This window comes from Acinetobacter pittii (assembly GCF_034064985.1).
In the GTDB taxonomy this organism is placed as follows: Bacteria; Pseudomonadota; Gammaproteobacteria; order Pseudomonadales; family Moraxellaceae; genus Acinetobacter; species Acinetobacter pittii_H.
The window spans coordinates 3,003,370-3,018,668 of the sequence record NZ_CP139249.1; the positions used below are offsets into that span (position 1 = coordinate 3,003,370).

19 protein-coding genes, 1 pseudogene and 1 riboswitch are annotated in these 15,299 nt (G+C 39.1%); of the genes and pseudogenes, 11 read left to right on the top strand and 9 right to left on the bottom strand.

Features of this window, described 5'->3' with window-relative positions; all coding sequences use genetic code 11:
* The first annotated feature begins 18 nt into the window (after nucleotides 1-18).
* The 4 genes from prs (at nucleotide 19) to panD (ending at nucleotide 2,476) form a co-directional block, all read left to right on the top strand.
* A complete protein-coding gene (gene prs, locus SOI76_RS14395) occupies nucleotides 19-969 on the top strand; it encodes a ribose-phosphate pyrophosphokinase (protein ID WP_002120445.1) in 951 nt (316 codons plus the stop codon).
* A gap of 96 nt (nucleotides 970-1,065) precedes the next feature.
* Complete coding sequence (rplY, locus tag SOI76_RS14400; protein ID WP_002120443.1) at nucleotides 1,066-1,362, top strand: 50S ribosomal protein L25; 297 nt, start codon at nucleotides 1,066-1,068, stop codon at nucleotides 1,360-1,362.
* Nucleotides 1,363-1,382: 20 nt separating this feature from the next.
* Complete coding sequence (pth, locus tag SOI76_RS14405) at nucleotides 1,383-1,964, top strand: aminoacyl-tRNA hydrolase (RefSeq protein ID WP_016142034.1); 582 nt, start codon at nucleotides 1,383-1,385, stop codon at nucleotides 1,962-1,964.
* Between the two features lie 131 nt (nucleotides 1,965-2,095).
* Nucleotides 2,096-2,476, top strand: a complete 381-nt coding sequence (gene panD, locus SOI76_RS14410) for an aspartate 1-decarboxylase (RefSeq protein ID WP_002120296.1) — start codon at nucleotides 2,096-2,098, stop codon at nucleotides 2,474-2,476.
* A gap of 45 nt (nucleotides 2,477-2,521) precedes the next feature.
* Here panD and SOI76_RS14415 read toward each other — a convergent pair whose 3' ends face one another.
* Nucleotides 2,522-3,082, bottom strand: a complete 561-nt coding sequence (locus SOI76_RS14415; protein ID WP_104080160.1) for a GDYXXLXY domain-containing protein — start codon at nucleotides 3,080-3,082, stop codon at nucleotides 2,522-2,524.
* Nucleotides 3,079-4,864: pseudogene (locus tag SOI76_RS14420) on the bottom strand (DUF2157 domain-containing protein). The gene SOI76_RS14415 and the pseudogene SOI76_RS14420 overlap by 4 nt, the downstream one beginning before the upstream one ends.
* Nucleotides 4,865-5,040: 176 nt before the next feature.
* A riboswitch (FMN riboswitch) is annotated at nucleotides 5,041-5,191 on the top strand.
* Nucleotides 5,192-5,281: 90 nt separating this feature from the next.
* On the opposite strand from SOI76_RS14420, the gene ribB reads away from it, so the two are divergent.
* A complete protein-coding gene (gene ribB / locus SOI76_RS14425; RefSeq protein WP_075383844.1) occupies nucleotides 5,282-5,941 on the top strand; it encodes a 3,4-dihydroxy-2-butanone-4-phosphate synthase in 660 nt (219 codons plus the stop codon).
* A gap of 58 nt (nucleotides 5,942-5,999) precedes the next feature.
* Here the strand turns inward: ribB and SOI76_RS14430 are convergent, their stop codons facing one another.
* Nucleotides 6,000-6,674 carry an HAD-IA family hydrolase gene (locus tag SOI76_RS14430; RefSeq protein WP_104080159.1) on the bottom strand — a complete coding sequence of 225 codons (675 nt, stop codon included), beginning with the start codon at nucleotides 6,672-6,674 and terminating at the stop codon, nucleotides 6,000-6,002.
* 97 nt (nucleotides 6,675-6,771) lie between these two features.
* On the opposite strand from SOI76_RS14430, the gene thiED reads away from it, so the two are divergent.
* Nucleotides 6,772-7,539, top strand: coding sequence for a hydroxymethylpyrimidine/phosphomethylpyrimidine kinase (thiED, locus tag SOI76_RS14435; protein WP_104080158.1), 768 nt, complete (start codon nucleotides 6,772-6,774; stop codon nucleotides 7,537-7,539).
* A gap of 46 nt (nucleotides 7,540-7,585) precedes the next feature.
* On the opposite strand, the gene lysM is transcribed toward thiED, so the two are convergent.
* From lysM to SOI76_RS14465, 6 genes are all read right to left on the bottom strand, one after another.
* The gene (gene lysM / locus SOI76_RS14440) at nucleotides 7,586-8,059 is read right to left on the bottom strand and encodes a peptidoglycan-binding protein LysM (protein WP_016142041.1); all 474 of its coding nucleotides are present in this window, start codon (nucleotides 8,057-8,059) and stop codon (nucleotides 7,586-7,588) included.
* A gap of 186 nt (nucleotides 8,060-8,245) precedes the next feature.
* Nucleotides 8,246-8,482 (bottom strand): acyl carrier protein, encoded by a 237-nt coding sequence (gene acpP / locus SOI76_RS14445; protein ID WP_001279871.1) that lies wholly within the window; start codon nucleotides 8,480-8,482, stop codon nucleotides 8,246-8,248.
* A gap of 84 nt (nucleotides 8,483-8,566) precedes the next feature.
* The gene (gene fabG / locus SOI76_RS14450; protein WP_002120395.1) at nucleotides 8,567-9,301 is read right to left on the bottom strand and encodes a 3-oxoacyl-ACP reductase FabG; all 735 of its coding nucleotides are present in this window, start codon (nucleotides 9,299-9,301) and stop codon (nucleotides 8,567-8,569) included.
* On the bottom strand, nucleotides 9,298-10,284 hold the full coding sequence (gene fabD, locus SOI76_RS14455; protein WP_104080157.1) for an ACP S-malonyltransferase: 987 nt from the start codon (nucleotides 10,282-10,284) through the stop codon (nucleotides 9,298-9,300). Before fabD ends, fabG begins: the two co-directional genes overlap by 4 nt.
* Before the next feature lie 151 nt (nucleotides 10,285-10,435).
* A complete protein-coding gene (gene rpmF, locus SOI76_RS14460) occupies nucleotides 10,436-10,621 on the bottom strand; it encodes a 50S ribosomal protein L32 (RefSeq protein ID WP_000290730.1) in 186 nt (61 codons plus the stop codon).
* Nucleotides 10,622-10,695: 74 nt separating this feature from the next.
* A complete protein-coding gene (locus SOI76_RS14465) occupies nucleotides 10,696-11,256 on the bottom strand; it encodes a YceD family protein (RefSeq protein WP_104080156.1) in 561 nt (186 codons plus the stop codon).
* A gap of 96 nt (nucleotides 11,257-11,352) precedes the next feature.
* Here SOI76_RS14465 and SOI76_RS14470 point away from each other — a divergent pair, with 96 nt between their 5' ends.
* From SOI76_RS14470 to rluB, 5 genes are all read left to right on the top strand, one after another.
* On the top strand, nucleotides 11,353-12,015 hold the full coding sequence (locus SOI76_RS14470) for an elongation factor P hydroxylase (RefSeq protein WP_032055846.1): 663 nt from the start codon (nucleotides 11,353-11,355) through the stop codon (nucleotides 12,013-12,015).
* Nucleotides 12,016-12,105: 90 nt separating this feature from the next.
* Nucleotides 12,106-12,723 carry an L-threonylcarbamoyladenylate synthase gene (locus SOI76_RS14475; RefSeq protein ID WP_002120255.1) on the top strand — a complete coding sequence of 206 codons (618 nt, stop codon included), beginning with the start codon at nucleotides 12,106-12,108 and terminating at the stop codon, nucleotides 12,721-12,723.
* Between the two features lie 224 nt (nucleotides 12,724-12,947).
* Nucleotides 12,948-13,739, top strand: a complete 792-nt coding sequence (locus SOI76_RS14480) for a segregation and condensation protein A (protein WP_031945544.1) — start codon at nucleotides 12,948-12,950, stop codon at nucleotides 13,737-13,739.
* Nucleotides 13,736-14,332, top strand: a complete 597-nt coding sequence (gene scpB / locus SOI76_RS14485) for an SMC-Scp complex subunit ScpB (RefSeq protein ID WP_016142047.1) — start codon at nucleotides 13,736-13,738, stop codon at nucleotides 14,330-14,332. Before SOI76_RS14480 ends, scpB begins: the two co-directional genes overlap by 4 nt.
* A 41-nt stretch (nucleotides 14,333-14,373) precedes the next feature.
* Nucleotides 14,374-15,297 (top strand): 23S rRNA pseudouridine(2605) synthase RluB, encoded by a 924-nt coding sequence (gene rluB / locus SOI76_RS14490; protein WP_032036759.1) that lies wholly within the window; start codon nucleotides 14,374-14,376, stop codon nucleotides 15,295-15,297.
* Nucleotides 15,298-15,299 lie beyond the last annotated feature (2 nt).

The following is a 15,299-nucleotide window of genomic DNA, read 5'->3' on the forward strand; positions in this document are numbered from 1 at the left end:
AACCGCCAAGGGTGCTTCATGCCCAATCTTGTCGTTTTTAGTGGAAATGCTCATCCACAGTTCGCTCAAAAAGTCGTAAGTCACTTACATATCCCTCTAGGTGCTGCATCAGTCGGTCACTTTTCTGATGGAGAAATTTCAGTAGAAATTACTGAAAATGTTCGTGGTAAAGACGTATTTATCGTTCAGCCTACTTGTGCTCCTACCAATGATAACCTTATGGAAATCTTGGTTATGGCAGATGCATTGCGTCGTGCAAGTGCTGGTCGTATTACCGCTGTTATCCCTTATTTTGGTTATGCTCGCCAAGACCGTCGTCCACGTTCTGCACGTGTGCCGATTACAGCTAAAGTTGTCGCAGACATGCTTACCACTGTTGGTATTGACCGTGTCGTGATGATCGACTTACATGCTGACCAAATTCAAGGTTTCTTCGATATTCCAGTCGACAACATCTACGGTACTCCTGCTTTGCTTGCTGACTTACGTCAACAACAACATGACAACCTTATGGTGGTTTCTCCTGACGTTGGTGGTGTAGTACGTGCGCGTGCTGTTGCCAAACAGATGGGTGACATCGATTTAGCAATTATTGATAAACGTCGTCAAAAAGCCAATGAGTCGCAAGTTATGCACTTAATTGGTGACGTAAAAGATCGTGATTGCGTTATCGTAGACGATATGGTTGATACTGCTGGTACATTGTGTAAAGCAGCTGATGCGCTTAAGCAATTTGGTGCACGTCGTGTAGTTGCGTATGCAACTCACCCTGTACTATCGGGTAAGGCTATTGAAAACTTACGTAATTCAGTTATTGATGAACTGGTTGTGACTGACACCATTCCTCTTTCTGAAGAAGCATTGACCTTAGGCAAGATCCGTCAGGTTTCTGTTGCTAGCATGGTTGCTGAAACGATTCGTCGTATTAATAACGAAGAGTCTATCAGTGCAATGTTCGATAGTTTATAATATTGCAGCTTTCTATAAACCCTAGCCTTGGCTGGGGTTTTCTATCACTAAACTGGTCGCAAGTTTAGTCTTTTAAACTTTAATGAGGATTTACTCATGGCAAACTTCGTATTAAACGCTCAAGCGCGTGCTGAAGACAAACAAGGGAAAGGTGCGAGCCGCCGCCTTCGTCGCGAAGCTTTAATTCCAGCTATCATTTATGGTGGCAACGCTGAGCCTGTAACTGTTACTTTAGAACTTCGTGAGCTTGTAAAAGCTTTAGAAAGCAATGCTTTCTTTGAAGAAGTTGTAGAAATCAAAGTGGGCGACAAAGTTGAAAACGTTAAAATCCAAGCGTTACAACGTCACCCATCTAAAAACACTCCTATGCACGCTGACTTCAAACGCGCATAAGTGTTTAAAGGCGTAGATTAGTGTCAAATATTTCGCTAATTGTTGGTTTGGGCAATCCTGGTTCAGAATATGCCCAAACCCGCCATAATGCAGGTTTTTGGTTCATTGAACAGCTTGCAGACAAATATGGCATTACATTAAAAAATGATCCGAAATTTCACGGAATCAGTGGACGTGGTAATATAGAAGGACACGATGTCCGTCTACTTCTACCCACTACATTTATGAACCGTTCTGGACAAAGTGTGGTTCCATTTGCAAAATTTTATCAAATTGCTCCTGAAGCAATTTTGATTGCTCATGATGAACTTGATATGAACCCTGGTGTGATTCGTCTTAAAACAGGCGGTGGTCACGGTGGTCATAACGGTTTACGTGACATTGTCCCTCATATTGGTCCAAATTTTCACCGTTTACGTATTGGGATCGGACATCCTGGCTCGAAAGAGAGAGTTTCAGGTCACGTACTTGGAAAAGCTCCAAGTAGTGAACAAAGTCTAATGGATGCAGCAATTGATCATGCCCTTTCTAAAGTGAAGCTACTTGTTCAAGGACAAGTTCCACAGGCCATGAATCAAATTAATGCATATAAACCCACTTAAATTGTTGAACAATCATGCTTGCTATCTTGCTTTTTTAGGAGCAAAATGCGCATCAGCCACTTTGCCAACCGCAAAAGCTAAAGATTTCACCATAAGATCTACATCTTAGGTCTACTCAGGAGACGCTAGCCATGCTATCTCGTTTATTAAAATGCAAAATTCACCGTGCAGTTGTAACCCATGCTGAACTTCACTATGAAGGTTCTTGTGCAATTGATGGCGTATTGATGGACTTAGCTGGTATTCGTGAATATGAAGAAATTCATGTTTGGAATGTAACCAATGGCAAACGCTTCACAACTTATGCGATTCGTGGTGAAGATAACTCTGGAATTATTTCAGTAAACGGCGGTGCTGCACATCAAGCAGACGTTGGCGATTTAGTAATTATTGCTACATTTGGTGATTTTACTGAAGCTGAAGCAAATATTCATAAACCACGTTTGGTATATGCTAATCCAAATAATACAGTCAACCACACAGCGAATTGCATTCCTGTTCAAGTTGCCTAATTTATTTTAAGAATAAAAAGCCCGCATTGACGGGCTTTTATTATTTTATAAATCCTTAATAGTTCCTTCCCACCAGTTCTTTTGTTTTTCACAATTTAATGGTTGAAGCTGCTCTCCTCGTAATTCGAACAATATCGCCTCTCCTTCAGGATTTACCTTAAATTCAGCATATTTGGCTTTTTCATAACATTGAGCCAAGCCTTCTGCAAACAAGAAACTGCGAGAGGCAGGATATAAAGCCTGCAAACGATTTTCAGGATTTTTTAAAATTAACCTCTGCCCAGCAAATGAATTATTAATATCTAAAATGGTACGAACTACGCGATTTTGTGAATCCAAAATAACTTTTGCGGGAACGGAAGAGCGATTAAAAATCACCTGTTCCAGAGCCTCACCTTCACTTCCTGCAAAAGCTTTAAGAGATTGTAAATGTAATTCATAAGCCAGTGCCATATAGTCACCTTGTAAAATTGAACGAGGATCAACTGGCTTAAGCTCAATGAAAATACTTTTACTATGGTGCAAATGCCATTCGTTTTTCGCCACTAAACCTGCAAAAAATAATAGCGTAATAAAGGCAAGAATAAGAGAAAAATACTTTTTCATTCTTTCTCTCCTTTAACAAGATCATTTTTATTTTCACGTTGAAGTAACCAAGACAGAGCTAACAAAACAATGCCCGAAATAAAAATAGATGCACTCTTAGCTAGAAAAGTTATTTGTAGGTTGTAATAGAGCTGCCAGAACACAAAAACGAATACTGTTAAGCTCACTCCATACACAATATAATCTTTCTTTTTTAATGCCCACGTTAAAATAATAAGCAGGATGAAAATTTCAAAATATCCCAACACAATAAGGAACACACCAAATATTAAAAAGGCGAAAAAAGTGAGTGTATTAAGTTGTCGATATAAATGAAAAATACTAAAGCAAAGTAACCAGATAGCAGGTAGCAAATATAAAACCCATAACTGCTGATCTATCGAATTTTCTGGTACCAACCCCATAAAAGTATTGAAAAAAAGAAGCTACAAGAATTACGACCAGCACGCATAAAAAAATACTACGCTCATATAGGGCTATTGATTCCCTCTTAGGTAAGAGCACCAAACTAAAAACCAAGTAACTGAGCAAAGTTAAATTTAAATAAGTCTGAGTAGAATGTATTGACCACAATGAATGGTCCAGTTGTAGCAAATAGATAAAAGCTATGCCATACGTAGCAAGCATTTGAATTAAAATGAAGAACCAATATGGTTTAAGAAAATAACTAATACATAGAATAAAAATCTGAGCAATTAAAACCCATAGAATTTGATCTGTTTCTGAACCAAGATGAAACAAGAAAGCGGTCTGCCCACTGATAAACAAACAATAGACAAATTGCCGAAAGAAATAGCTTTGTGATTTCTTTAAAAGAATAAACGCCAATCCAACAAAAACAACTCCAATAACTAAAGAAATAGCCTCCCAAAATACGAGAGTAAAAGCTGCAAGTGCTAAACCAGCAAGCCAAGCACCAATTGCTAATGGAATGACATAAAAGCGGCTTTGACGAAAAATTTTTATTAAAATATAGCTAATCAGCGCAAACCAAATAAAAATAATCCCTGCAATCAATAAAAAAATGAACTCATTAGAGTCTTTAAATAAGTTATTAATCCCATCTACAAGCCATATGGTTGCCGTCACGCCTAGAACAGCAGCCATCAAACTGGCACATAGCTGATTATCTTTTTTGAAGAAATAATAAAAAGCGATTATTCCCGAAAAGAAAGCAGAAATTAGATAAGGAATATTCTCATTCGATAAATATTGAATCATTCCAATAATCGAAATAACGGCGAACCAAGCGATAAAGACAAATCGTAAAGCACGATATTTCTTTATACACACCCAAAATTCAATAAGGCTTAATAAATTCAGAGCAAATAGATATACATAAGGAAATTTTTCTGACCAGAAAGTCTGTTTAAAAAATAAAAAAAGTGTAAGTTGGCTGGTAATACAAATTAAAGCAAAGATTCCAATATTTGGTCGATATAACCACGGCAGTAAAAGCAATGTCCAAATTAAAAAAAGCAAATAACTGTCTGCACCTGTTTGATAAACCTGTCCAATAACGGCCAAGCTTAAACCTATCATCAAACCACAAACGTTATGTAAGGTCTGCCTAACCCCATCACTTAAAGTATCTTTTGTGCTGAACCATGCTGACACAAGTAATATAACGGGCGGGATCGCGAGTTGAATACTGTTTGGAAGCATCAACCAGTTGGCAGCAATTAAATAAAGGATACTTACTGCCATAAATACATAACTGAAAATATGGAGATGCTGAATAAATGAGCTATTGGTTAGAGGATAATAGTCTCTTATATGCATGAAACACCTATTTTATTTATAATTTTCTATAAAAAACATAGCATTCCATTTTCATATCAACAAGTAAGCTCTTGTTAAAAAGCCTATTTCGATTTATGAAAATGCTTATTCATAAAGAAACTTAGCATTCTATAAAAGCATCTAGCCAATTCTATCAAGCGCGCTATAATAAAACCCATCGCTTCAGGGCGGGGTGCAATTCCCCACCGGTGGTAAAGTTAATTTTTATAAATAGATTAACAAGCCCACGAGCTTAAATTGTGTAATTTGAGCAGATTTGGTGAAACTCCAAAGCCGACGGTATAGTCCGGATGAAAGAAGACGACGAACTGGGATAAATCCGTTTTATTTCAGTACCAGCCTGTTTTTACATCAGTCCTGAAATGTTCAACCGTATTTTTACGAGAGCGTTTCATTATGTCTAGCTTAATTCAACCAGAACTTTTTTTCTCAGCTCTCTCTCCTGCTGAGCAGCGCATTCAACAAGCATTAGAAGATATCCGTCAAGGCAAACCTGTCTTGGTGATGGATGACTTCGACCGTGAAAATGAAGCAGATTTAATTGTTGCAGCGGAAACCCTAACTGTTGAAACCATGGCACGTATGATTCGTGATGGCTCAGGTATTGTATGTTTATGCCTTACTGAAGAGTTAGCTGATCATCTTGAACTTCCACCAATGGTTTCTCAAAACTCAAGTCAGTTTCATACTGCATTTACAGTGACCATTGAAGCTGCTCAAGGCGTTACCACTGGTGTTTCTGCTAAAGACCGTGTAACAACTATTCAAACTGCTATTAAAGATGGTGCTGTTGCAAGTGACTTAAACCGTCCGGGTCACGTTTTCCCATTACGTGCACGTAATGGTGGAGTCCTTACTCGTCGAGGTCATACTGAGGGAACAATTGACCTAGCAAGACTAGCTGGGCTTAAACCCGCTGGCGTATTATGTGAATTAACCAATCCGGATGGCACGATGGCATCGGGCATTCAAGTTTTAGCATATGCTCAAACTCATCACTTAACGGTGATTACGATTGAAGAACTTGTTCAATACCGCCAACAACACAGTGTTTAAATAAAAAAGGTTTGGCTTTAGATCAAAGCCAAACCTTCAAATTAAAATTTAATAATATTTAAGAAACTTTCTTTTGTGCTGCAAGTTCTTCAACATAGTCCAAAAGTTCAGAGAATTGCTTAATCATTGCTTTAGGCTGTGCTTGAGCGAGCTCTTCAGGTGTTCCATAACCATAAGTTACTGCTACCGCCTCAATACCGTTATGACGAGCACCCAAAACGTCATATTGACGGTCACCGACCATTAAACACTCTTCTGGGTTTAATTGCTCATGCTCAAGAATATAATGGATAAGGTCAGCTTTATTAGTCCTCTCACCCGTTAACTCGCTCCCATAGATATGTACAAAGTATTGGCTTAATTCAAAATGGTCCAAGATACGCTTTGCATAAATCGTTGGTTTAGCAGTTGCAACAAATAAGCGATATCCCTCTTCTTTTAATGTACTAAGTGTTTTTGCAACAGATGGATATACTTCATTTTCAAACAGGCCAACCACCGAAAAACGCTCGCGATAAGCAAGTAAAGCTTGTTCAGCTAAAGCATCATCTTGAGTAGCTAATAATTTTGCGAGTGATGGCTTTAATGGTGGGCCAATTGTCCAATCAATATCTAAATCAGCAGCCAATGGATAGCCTAATTTCTCCATTGCATAGCGAATTGAAGTATGGATTCCAACTTTTGGGTCTGTTAAGGTTCCATCTAAATCAATCAAAATATGTTTTATAGCCATTCAATCATTAACCCAGTAAAGTATTTAATTCAATTGGTCGAGAGTTTAATCAAACTCTCTTATACTAACGTAAATTTAAATTGAAAAGGAAATAACCGTGCGTCCAACCGTACTTTGTTTCTCGGGTTTAGACCCTTCAGGTGGTGCAGGTTTACAAGCCGATATCGAAGCAATTGGACAAAGTGGTGCCCATGCAGCAATTGCATGTACTGCCCTCACCATTCAAAACTCACAACAAGTATTTGGCTTCGAAGCAACCTCAAAAGAACTTTTATTAGCACAAGCAAATGCAGTGGTAGGTGACTTACCCATTAAATGCGTTAAATCTGGCATGCTTGGCACGACAGATAATATTGCTGCTCTCGCTGAATTTCTTCGTGCACATCCTGACTACCAATATGTACTTGATCCTGTTTTAATTGCAAACAGTGGCGGTTCTTTAGGTGATCAGGCAACTCTCGTTAAAGCTTTCGTTGAACTTATCCCCCTAGCCACAATTATTACTCCAAATACAGTTGAATTACGTGCTCTAACAGGTATTACTGATTTAAATCAAGCCACTCAAAAGCTTTTTGAAATGGGTGCTGAAGCTGTTCTAGTGAAAGGTGGACATGAAGATACACCAGATCATATTAAAAATAGTTTATACATTAACGGTGAACTTGCAGCGACTAGTAGCTGTCCTCGCCTTGAAGGTGAATATCACGGCTCAGGTTGTTCTTTAGCTAGCTTTATCGCAGGGCGTTTAGCTTTAGGTGATTCTTTAAAAATTGCGGTACAACATGCTGAAACATGGTTATTCGGTGTTTTAAAAAATGCAGATACCCCTGTACCAAACGGGCAAAAGATTCCAAAGCGTTTTTAAAAGCACAAAAAAGGCGCTTAAAGCGCCTTTTTTTTATTAACCTCAATTATTGAGGAATACGTAAAACTTGTCCTGGGAAAATCTCATCAGGATCTTTTAACATTGGTTTATTTGCTTCAAAGATTTTTGGATATTGATTTGCATCACCGTAAACTTCTTTCGCAATTTTTGAAAGGTTGTCACCAGATTTCACTGTATAAAATTTACTTTCTGGTTCAGGTGTTGCCACTGTCATCTGGTCATCTACTTGAGCCACATGATCAATGTTTCCAACAATAAGAATAATTTTCTCTTTATCTGCTTGGCTTTTTACCTGTCCTTTAATAGTCGCGGTATCAGTAGTACCGTTATAGGTTACAGATAAGCCCTCTACCCCTAAGCCTAAACTTTTAATTAAACCTAATAATTTATTTGCAACTTCTTGTGCAGAAGGTTCTGCTGGTGTTGCTGGAGCTGGTTGTGGTTCTGCTGGAGCGGTATTTTTCTTACCAATACCTTTTACAAAATCAAAAAGACCCATCTTTTAGTCCTCATATTATTGTTTATAGTAAAGTCATTAAACTGACCTTTATTGTTATACTTCAAAAAAGTCATGCCTCTGCTATCAATTGAGGTTGATCTTGTAAAAATATGTATCTCTTAATTTTTTCTCTCATAAAAAAAAGCCACCTTACGGTGGCCTTCTTTTTATTCAGCAATATGCGAATTAACCAAGTTTTTTAGTTACATAGTCAATTGCAGATTGAACTGTAGTGATTTCGTTAGAATCTTCATCAGGGATAGTGATGTCGAAGTCGTTTTCGAAAGACATAACAAGTTCAACTAAATCTAAAGAGTCAGCACCTAAGTCATCCATAAAAGATGCTTCGTTTTTAATCTCTTCAGCTTTAAGACCAAGTTGTTCTGCAACCGCTTGTTTAACGCGTTGTTCGATATCGCTCACAGGAATTCTCCTCATTGCTTGTGGCGTTTAATTTGCCACTAGTTTAATTGAATATAAAAATTTTTAAAAGTTTATACATCGGCGTTAGGCCATGTATAAACCACCATTTACATGTAATACCGTACCGGTAATGTAACCTGCTTTATCACTTGCAAGGAAACTCACCGCATTTGCGATATCTTGTGGCTCACCTAAGCGATTTAAAGCCACTTGATCACTCATTTTTTTGCGAATGTCTTCACTAAGTGCATCTGTCATTTCTGTTGCAATAAAGCCTGGCGCCACACTGTTTACAGTAATTTGGCGGCTACCCATCTCTTTTGCAAGGCTACGGCTGAATGCTTCAATACCTGCTTTAGCAGCAGAATAGTTCGCTTGGCCTGGGTTTGCAAAGTGAGCTACAACAGAACTGATATTAATAATTCGACCAAAACGTGCCTTCGTCATACCCTTAAGCACACGTTTAGATAAACGATAAACTGCTTTAAGGTGAATGTTGAGAATGTCATCCCAATCATCTTCAGACATACGAAGCAACAAATTGTCTTTCGTAATACCTGCATTGTTAACTAGAACAAGTACAGGACCATAGTTCTGTTCAATATGAGAAACGACTGCTTCAATCTCGTCGAGATTACGCACGTCGAGCGCCAAACCTGCACCTTGTTCACCAAAGCTATCACTTAACTTTTGTGCACCAGATTCAGAAGTCGCAGTACCTACAACAAAATAACCGTCTTGAATAAGTTGCTGGGCAATGGCAGCGCCAATACCCCGACTCGCGCCCGTTACTAATGCAACTTTGCGTTCTTGTGTCATGCAATTTTTCCTTCTGCCACTAAAACAGCATTTAGGGCATCTTCCATTTTGCTCTTACTATCAATAGAAAAAGCTTTTTCAATATTTGGTAAACGCTTTGCGAGGTTACTCAATACTGTACCTGGACCACACTCAACAATGTATTGAATACCTTGGTCTTGTAGAGACTGCATGGTACGTGTCCATTGTACTGATTGGTACAATTGTGCAGTTAATGCCTGACGCAATTGAGCAACATCGGTAGCTATTCCCGCGTTGACATTTTGTATTACAGGAATGGTAGGTAGCTCAATGGCAGTTTGTTCCAAAGCTTCTGCAAATTTTTCTGCAGCAGGTTTCATTAAAGAACAATGCGAAGGAACCGACACAGGTAAAGCAATTGCTTTAGCAGATTGTTCTTTTGCTAACGCCATAACTTGTTGTACAGATGCAGTACTACCCGCAATCACAACTTGACCTTGTGAATTATAGTTTGCAGCTTCTACAGAACCTTCACCTGATGCACTCACGGTTTGACAAAGTTCAACCACTTTCTCATCAGCCAAGCCAAGGATTGCAGCCATAGCCCCTTCCCCTTGAGGAACGGCACTTTGCATGAGCTTGCCACGCAAGTTAACTAATTTAACTGCATCCGCCAAGCTCATAGAGCCTGCAGCAACCAATGCACTGTATTCACCTAGTGAATGTCCTGCAAGGTACTTAGGTGCCAGACCACCTAAATCGAGCCATACACGCCATAAAGCGATACTGGCAGTTAATAACACAGGTTGGGTATTTTCTGTTTGGTCGAGCCCTTCGCCACTTTGCGCAATATGCCAAAGATCAAATCCAAGAGCATCTGAAGCTTCTGCAAAAGTTTGCCCGACCCCACTAAACTGTTCTGCTAGTTCAGCAAGCATACCGACTTTTTGTGAACCTTGACCAGGAAACACAAATGCAGTTTTTGTGGCTAAAGCTACTTGTTCAAGACGTTTAGCAGACATAAGAAATCCTTTTTTGGGTTTTCACTCATTTCTGGAGCGGAAATTTAACATGTTATTTATATATTTATAATTGCGAAAAACAACAAAAAAAGGGAGCTTTCGCTCCCATTTTTTCTATACTTAAGCATCACGCTTAATGCATATCATGCAATTATTCAGCATCAGCTGCTTTAGCGAATAATTGACGACCACGGTAGAAACCGTCTTTAGTCACGTGGTGACGACGATGAGTTTCACCAGTTGCTTGGTCTACTGTTAATGCATTCTCGGTTAAAGCGTCATGTGAACGGCGCATGTCACGGCGAGAGCGACTTTTACGGTTTTGCTGAACGGCCATGATGGCTCCTTACAAAGATCGAAAAAATGGATCAGAACAAATTCAGTTGTCTTATCTCACAATTATAACACAAATTATGAGTTAAGTTTACCCTTCAAACCTGCCAAAACATCAAACGGATTATCCCGTTTTTCTTCGACAATATTCTGAATGGTAGGTTGATGTTTATGTTCACAAGCATCATGCTTGGGAGATAAAGGCATCAACAATAACAGTTCATCTTCTAGTAATGCGAGTAAGTTAATCGAGGCAGGCGTATCATAATTGCCTTTCGTCGAAGACTCACTTTCACCTAAAACGATGAAATCAGCATCCTCATCCAAGCGCTCTATCAGTGACTCATCATCCACTAATGCAATATGGAAGTCTAAGACAAGAGGCATTTCAACAGGTTCCAAACAACGTTGGCACTCCATTGGAACTTTCGTGTCCATGTGACCGTCCATCCACACAATGCGATGATATGCATCCATTGATAGCTTACAGTCTATGTTGATCAATTGATTATCAATTGATCCAACAGCTTCACGAGCGATACGAGCAAAGCGAGACAAGGGCAGTTGACCTGACCATGTAAAGCCTTGTTCAGCCCATTTAAACGGCTCAATCTGTGCCGGAAAGGTATTTGCTGACATAATTAAGGCGGCAATTCTACAAATTCATCGGTACTCTGTCAAAGATTAAGATACAATTTTGCACTTCTTTAGACAGAACTCGGGGTAAATTAAGCAATGCACCTGTTGCAGCCGCAACCTGAAGTTAACACTTCATTACTCGTTTGCACCCATTCAACGCATCAGAACACTCTTGTACCTGACCCAGTGCAACTCTCACCATGGTCAAGCTCAAAATCGGAGTCTGAGCAAGTTGATTGGCTTATTTTACACTTTAATCACTGGTTTTCCCACCATAATGTGACATTAGTTCGTGGAGATTTTGAACCAGAATATTTCCCTGCAACAAATAAGGAACCCGCCAAGATCCAATTTGCTCATGGTTTCTTTAATAGTGCTTTGCATGAAATTAGTCATTGGTCTATTGCAGGTGAAAAAAGACGTCTATTACCAGATTTAGGATATTGGTATGCCCCTGATGGTCGTACCCAAGAACAGCAAAGTTTATTTGAACAAGTAGAAATTAAGCCTCAAGCCATTGAATGGTTATTTGCACAATCTTTTGGCAGAAAATTTAGAGTATCTCTCGATAACCTTACAGGTGATAGCGGAGATGGCAAACTATTTAAAGATAATGTTTATGCTCAAGTGCAACGTTACTTTTCGGGTGAAGCTAAGCTACCCCGTGACGCAGCAGCATTTATTGGTTTTATTTGCCAATGCACACGTTCAGGTACACCTTTACAATTAAATGAATTTAAACGTGAACTCCTTGATTAATTGACAAAAAAACTACGTTAATTGCTTGCCTAGGTTATTTAAAAAGCCTAATAATTATTTTTAACACTGGCGTGATGGAGTCTCTAAAATATGATGCATTTACATGTACATCCTGAAAATCCACAGCAACGCCTCATTGCCCAAGCGGTTGAACGTATCCGAGCGGGAGATGTTGTGGTCTACCCTACCGATGCAGCCTATGCGATTGGCTGTCAAATCGGTAATAAAAATGCCATGGAACGTATTGCACAGATTCGTGGCTTAGGGCCTAAACATCAATATGCCATTATGTGCTGTGACTTATCTGATATTGCAACTTATGCAAAAGTTGATAATGCAACATACCGTTTATTGAAAGCGAATACACCAGCGATTACTACGTTCATTTTACCTGCAACAAGTGAAGTTCCTCGTAGATTGATGCATCCTAAAAAGAAAACGATTGGTTTACGTATTCCAAGTAACCCGATTTGTCAGGCTTTATTACAAGAACTTGGTGAGCCGCTACTCACTAGTACATTAATTTTACCTGGCCAAGAAGACCCTCTAGATGATCCTTACGATATTGAAAATCAGTTAGATAAACGAATTGATGTATTTATTGACGGTGGTTTTGGTACGTTAACAAGTACAAGTATTGTCGATTTATCGGGTGAACATCCTGAGATTATCCGTCGTGGTGTTGGCGATGTAAGTGCTTTTGAATAAGCACTTACTTTTTTTACCAATAGTTTAAAAAAATGTATTATCACTCAAAAAAATACTCTTTATTTATTTTGGATTTTTTTTACACTTTAGTCGTTAAGTAATTTATTAAAAGACACAATTCATTTAGAATGATTTTCACTATCTGCTGTTCTTCTACTTACAGCTGTCTTTGACTTGAATAACAAGTCTCATGCTTTTGAAAATTCGCGTGGCTTATAATCGTAATGAATCAATCACTTCATCAATCCATGGAAGACGCTCCACACATCCGTGTTTTAGATGAGTGGCATGACAAGATTCCAGAAGATCTCTATATACCTCCAGCTGCATTTGAGATTTTGCTCGAGCACTTTGAAGGTCCACTAGATTTTTTAATCTATCTGATTCAAAAAAATGGTTTCGATTTAATCCAACTCGATATTGCACCTATTGCGACTCAATATTTAGCCTATATGGATAGTATGAAGTCTTTAAATATCGAATTAACGGCAGATTATATGGTGATGGCTGCTCTATTAGCTGATCTAAAATCTCGCCTGCTTTTACCGAAACCTACAATTATAAGCATTGAAAAAGATCCTAAGCAGGAACTTATTGATCGTCTTGAAACTTATCTACGTATTAAGCAAGCAGCTGAGCGTTTGGGACAAATGCCAATTCTCGAGCGTGATACATTTAATGCCAATGTAAGCTTAGGTCATATTGCTCCTATTTATGAAGGCTATGATATTTCAGCGCTACATGATGCTTTGTTCTGTGTCTTTAATCGCCCGGAACCTGTTACGCATGTCATTGCTCAAGAACCTGTTTTACTAGAAGAACGTATTGCATATATTGAAGAGAAATTAGAGTCTGGCGACGTGTTAAGTTTTAAAGAATTACTCAATCCCCAGCAAGGTCGTATGGGAATGGTTGTTACATTTATGGCGGTTTTAGAATTAACCCGCCAACAGAAAATTAAAATTATTGCCACTGGTATTGAAGCTCCCTTAGCAATTCAAGGGTCTTCACTATGAGTAGTTTTGAACAAAATAATAATGATTTGTCATTAGCTGACATTCATCACGAAGTTTTATTACAACTTGAAGCAATTATTTTTGCCAGTGACGCGCCTGTTTCAATTGCCCGCTTAAAAGAAGCATTTAATAATCAGTATAATAAACAACAGCTTCGTCAGCTTTTACAACAGCTCGCGTTATTACAGCATGGCCGCTCTATTGAGCTGATTGAAACAGCGCAAGGGTTTCGCTTTCAGGTAAGATCTAAATATCGTAGTATTATTGCGCAAATTTGGCCAGAGCGACCAACAAAACTGTCGCCTTCATTACTAGAAACGCTGGCTGTCATTGCTTATCATCAACCGGTTACCCGAGCTGATATTGAACAAATTCGTGGTGTGTCTAATAATAGTCAGATTCTTAGAACACTATTTGACTGGAACTGGATTAAAGAAGCCGGTTTTAGAGATTTACCCGGAAGACCTGCGTTGCTAATTACAACGCCTCAGTTTCTGAATGCTTTTGGTCTAGCTTCTCTAGGCCAATTGCCTCCCCTACAGAACGCCAAGGAAGCCTTTATGGCTCTCGATGCAAATGCACCGAAATCATAAAGAGGTGGACTGTTGATCATTATGTCTAAGGTTGTGCTGTCATGAGTGAAAAATTGCAAAAGGTATTAGCGCGAATCGGATTAGGTTCCCGCCGATATATGGAAGAGGTTATTGCCGCAGGACGCGTGAGTGTAAACGGTCGTGTTGCCCAAGTGGGTGAGCGCATTGAACCAGGCGATGAATTACGCATTGATGGCCGTAAAGTTCAGTTTCAGATTGAAGACGAAATTCGTCGTCGCGTACTGATTTATTATAAGCCTGAGGGTGAAATCTGTTCACGTAATGACCCTGAAAAACGCCCAACCGTATTTGATCATTTACCACAAATCGCGAATGACCGTTGGGTAATGGTAGGTCGTCTAGATATTAACAGTACTGGTTTATTACTTTTCACGAATGATGGTGAACTTGCTAACCGCTTAATGCACCCATCTAATGAAATTGAACGTGAATACGCAGTTCGAGTAATGGGTGAAGTAACACCAAAACTACGCCAAAACATGGTTAACGGAGTAGAGCTTGAAGATGGTCCAGCCAAATTCGAATCATTCTCTGAAATTGGTGGTGAAGGTATTAACCGTTGGTATCAAGTGGTAGTGAAAGAAGGCCGTAACCGCGAAGTACGTCGTATTTTCGAATCGCAAGATCTTAAAGTAAGTCGTTTATTACGTACACGCTACGGTACCGTTATTTTACCACGCGAATTACGTACTGGCCGTTGGATGGAACTCGATAAAACTGACATCGACAACTTAGCAAAATCAGTTGAGTTAAAACCACGTCAAGGTACAGGTTTATTTGGTATGGCAAAACGCCGTACTGATCGTATGACTGAAAAACCAATGGCAGCACGTCGTGGCGGTTACTTACGTCAACAACGTCGTGATGATGAAAAAGAAGCGCCAACTAACACGGGCAACCAACGTAAAGCGACTGGTTTTAACCGTGGTTCAAAGAAATTCTAAAC

What these genes read in the sequence shown, in the direction of transcription:
- prs (WP_002120445.1), top strand. Translation starts at nt 19, where the DNA reads ATGCCCAATCTTGTCGTTTTTAGTGGAAATGCTCATCCACAGTTCGCT.
- rplY (WP_002120443.1), top strand. Translation starts at nt 1,066, where the DNA reads ATGGCAAACTTCGTATTAAACGCTCAAGCGCGTGCTGAAGACAAACAA.
- panD (WP_002120296.1), top strand. Translation starts at nt 2,096, where the DNA reads ATGCTATCTCGTTTATTAAAATGCAAAATTCACCGTGCAGTTGTAACC.
- SOI76_RS14415 (WP_104080160.1), bottom strand. Translation starts at nt 3,082, where the DNA reads ATGAAAAAGTATTTTTCTCTTATTCTTGCCTTTATTACGCTATTATTT.
- ribB (WP_075383844.1), top strand. Translation starts at nt 5,282, where the DNA reads ATGTCTAGCTTAATTCAACCAGAACTTTTTTTCTCAGCTCTCTCTCCT.
- SOI76_RS14430 (WP_104080159.1), bottom strand. Translation starts at nt 6,674, where the DNA reads ATGGCTATAAAACATATTTTGATTGATTTAGATGGAACCTTAACAGAC.
- lysM (WP_016142041.1), bottom strand. Translation starts at nt 8,059, where the DNA reads ATGGGTCTTTTTGATTTTGTAAAAGGTATTGGTAAGAAAAATACCGCT.
- fabG (WP_002120395.1), bottom strand. Translation starts at nt 9,301, where the DNA reads ATGACACAAGAACGCAAAGTTGCATTAGTAACGGGCGCGAGTCGGGGT.
- fabD (WP_104080157.1), bottom strand. Translation starts at nt 10,284, where the DNA reads ATGTCTGCTAAACGTCTTGAACAAGTAGCTTTAGCCACAAAAACTGCA.
- rpmF (WP_000290730.1), bottom strand. Translation starts at nt 10,621, where the DNA reads ATGGCCGTTCAGCAAAACCGTAAAAGTCGCTCTCGCCGTGACATGCGC.
- SOI76_RS14465 (WP_104080156.1), bottom strand. Translation starts at nt 11,256, where the DNA reads ATGTCAGCAAATACCTTTCCGGCACAGATTGAGCCGTTTAAATGGGCT.
- SOI76_RS14470 (WP_032055846.1), top strand. Translation starts at nt 11,353, where the DNA reads ATGCACCTGTTGCAGCCGCAACCTGAAGTTAACACTTCATTACTCGTT.
- SOI76_RS14475 (WP_002120255.1), top strand. Translation starts at nt 12,106, where the DNA reads ATGATGCATTTACATGTACATCCTGAAAATCCACAGCAACGCCTCATT.
- SOI76_RS14480 (WP_031945544.1), top strand. Translation starts at nt 12,948, where the DNA reads ATGAATCAATCACTTCATCAATCCATGGAAGACGCTCCACACATCCGT.
- scpB (WP_016142047.1), top strand. Translation starts at nt 13,736, where the DNA reads ATGAGTAGTTTTGAACAAAATAATAATGATTTGTCATTAGCTGACATT.
- rluB (WP_032036759.1), top strand. Translation starts at nt 14,374, where the DNA reads ATGAGTGAAAAATTGCAAAAGGTATTAGCGCGAATCGGATTAGGTTCC.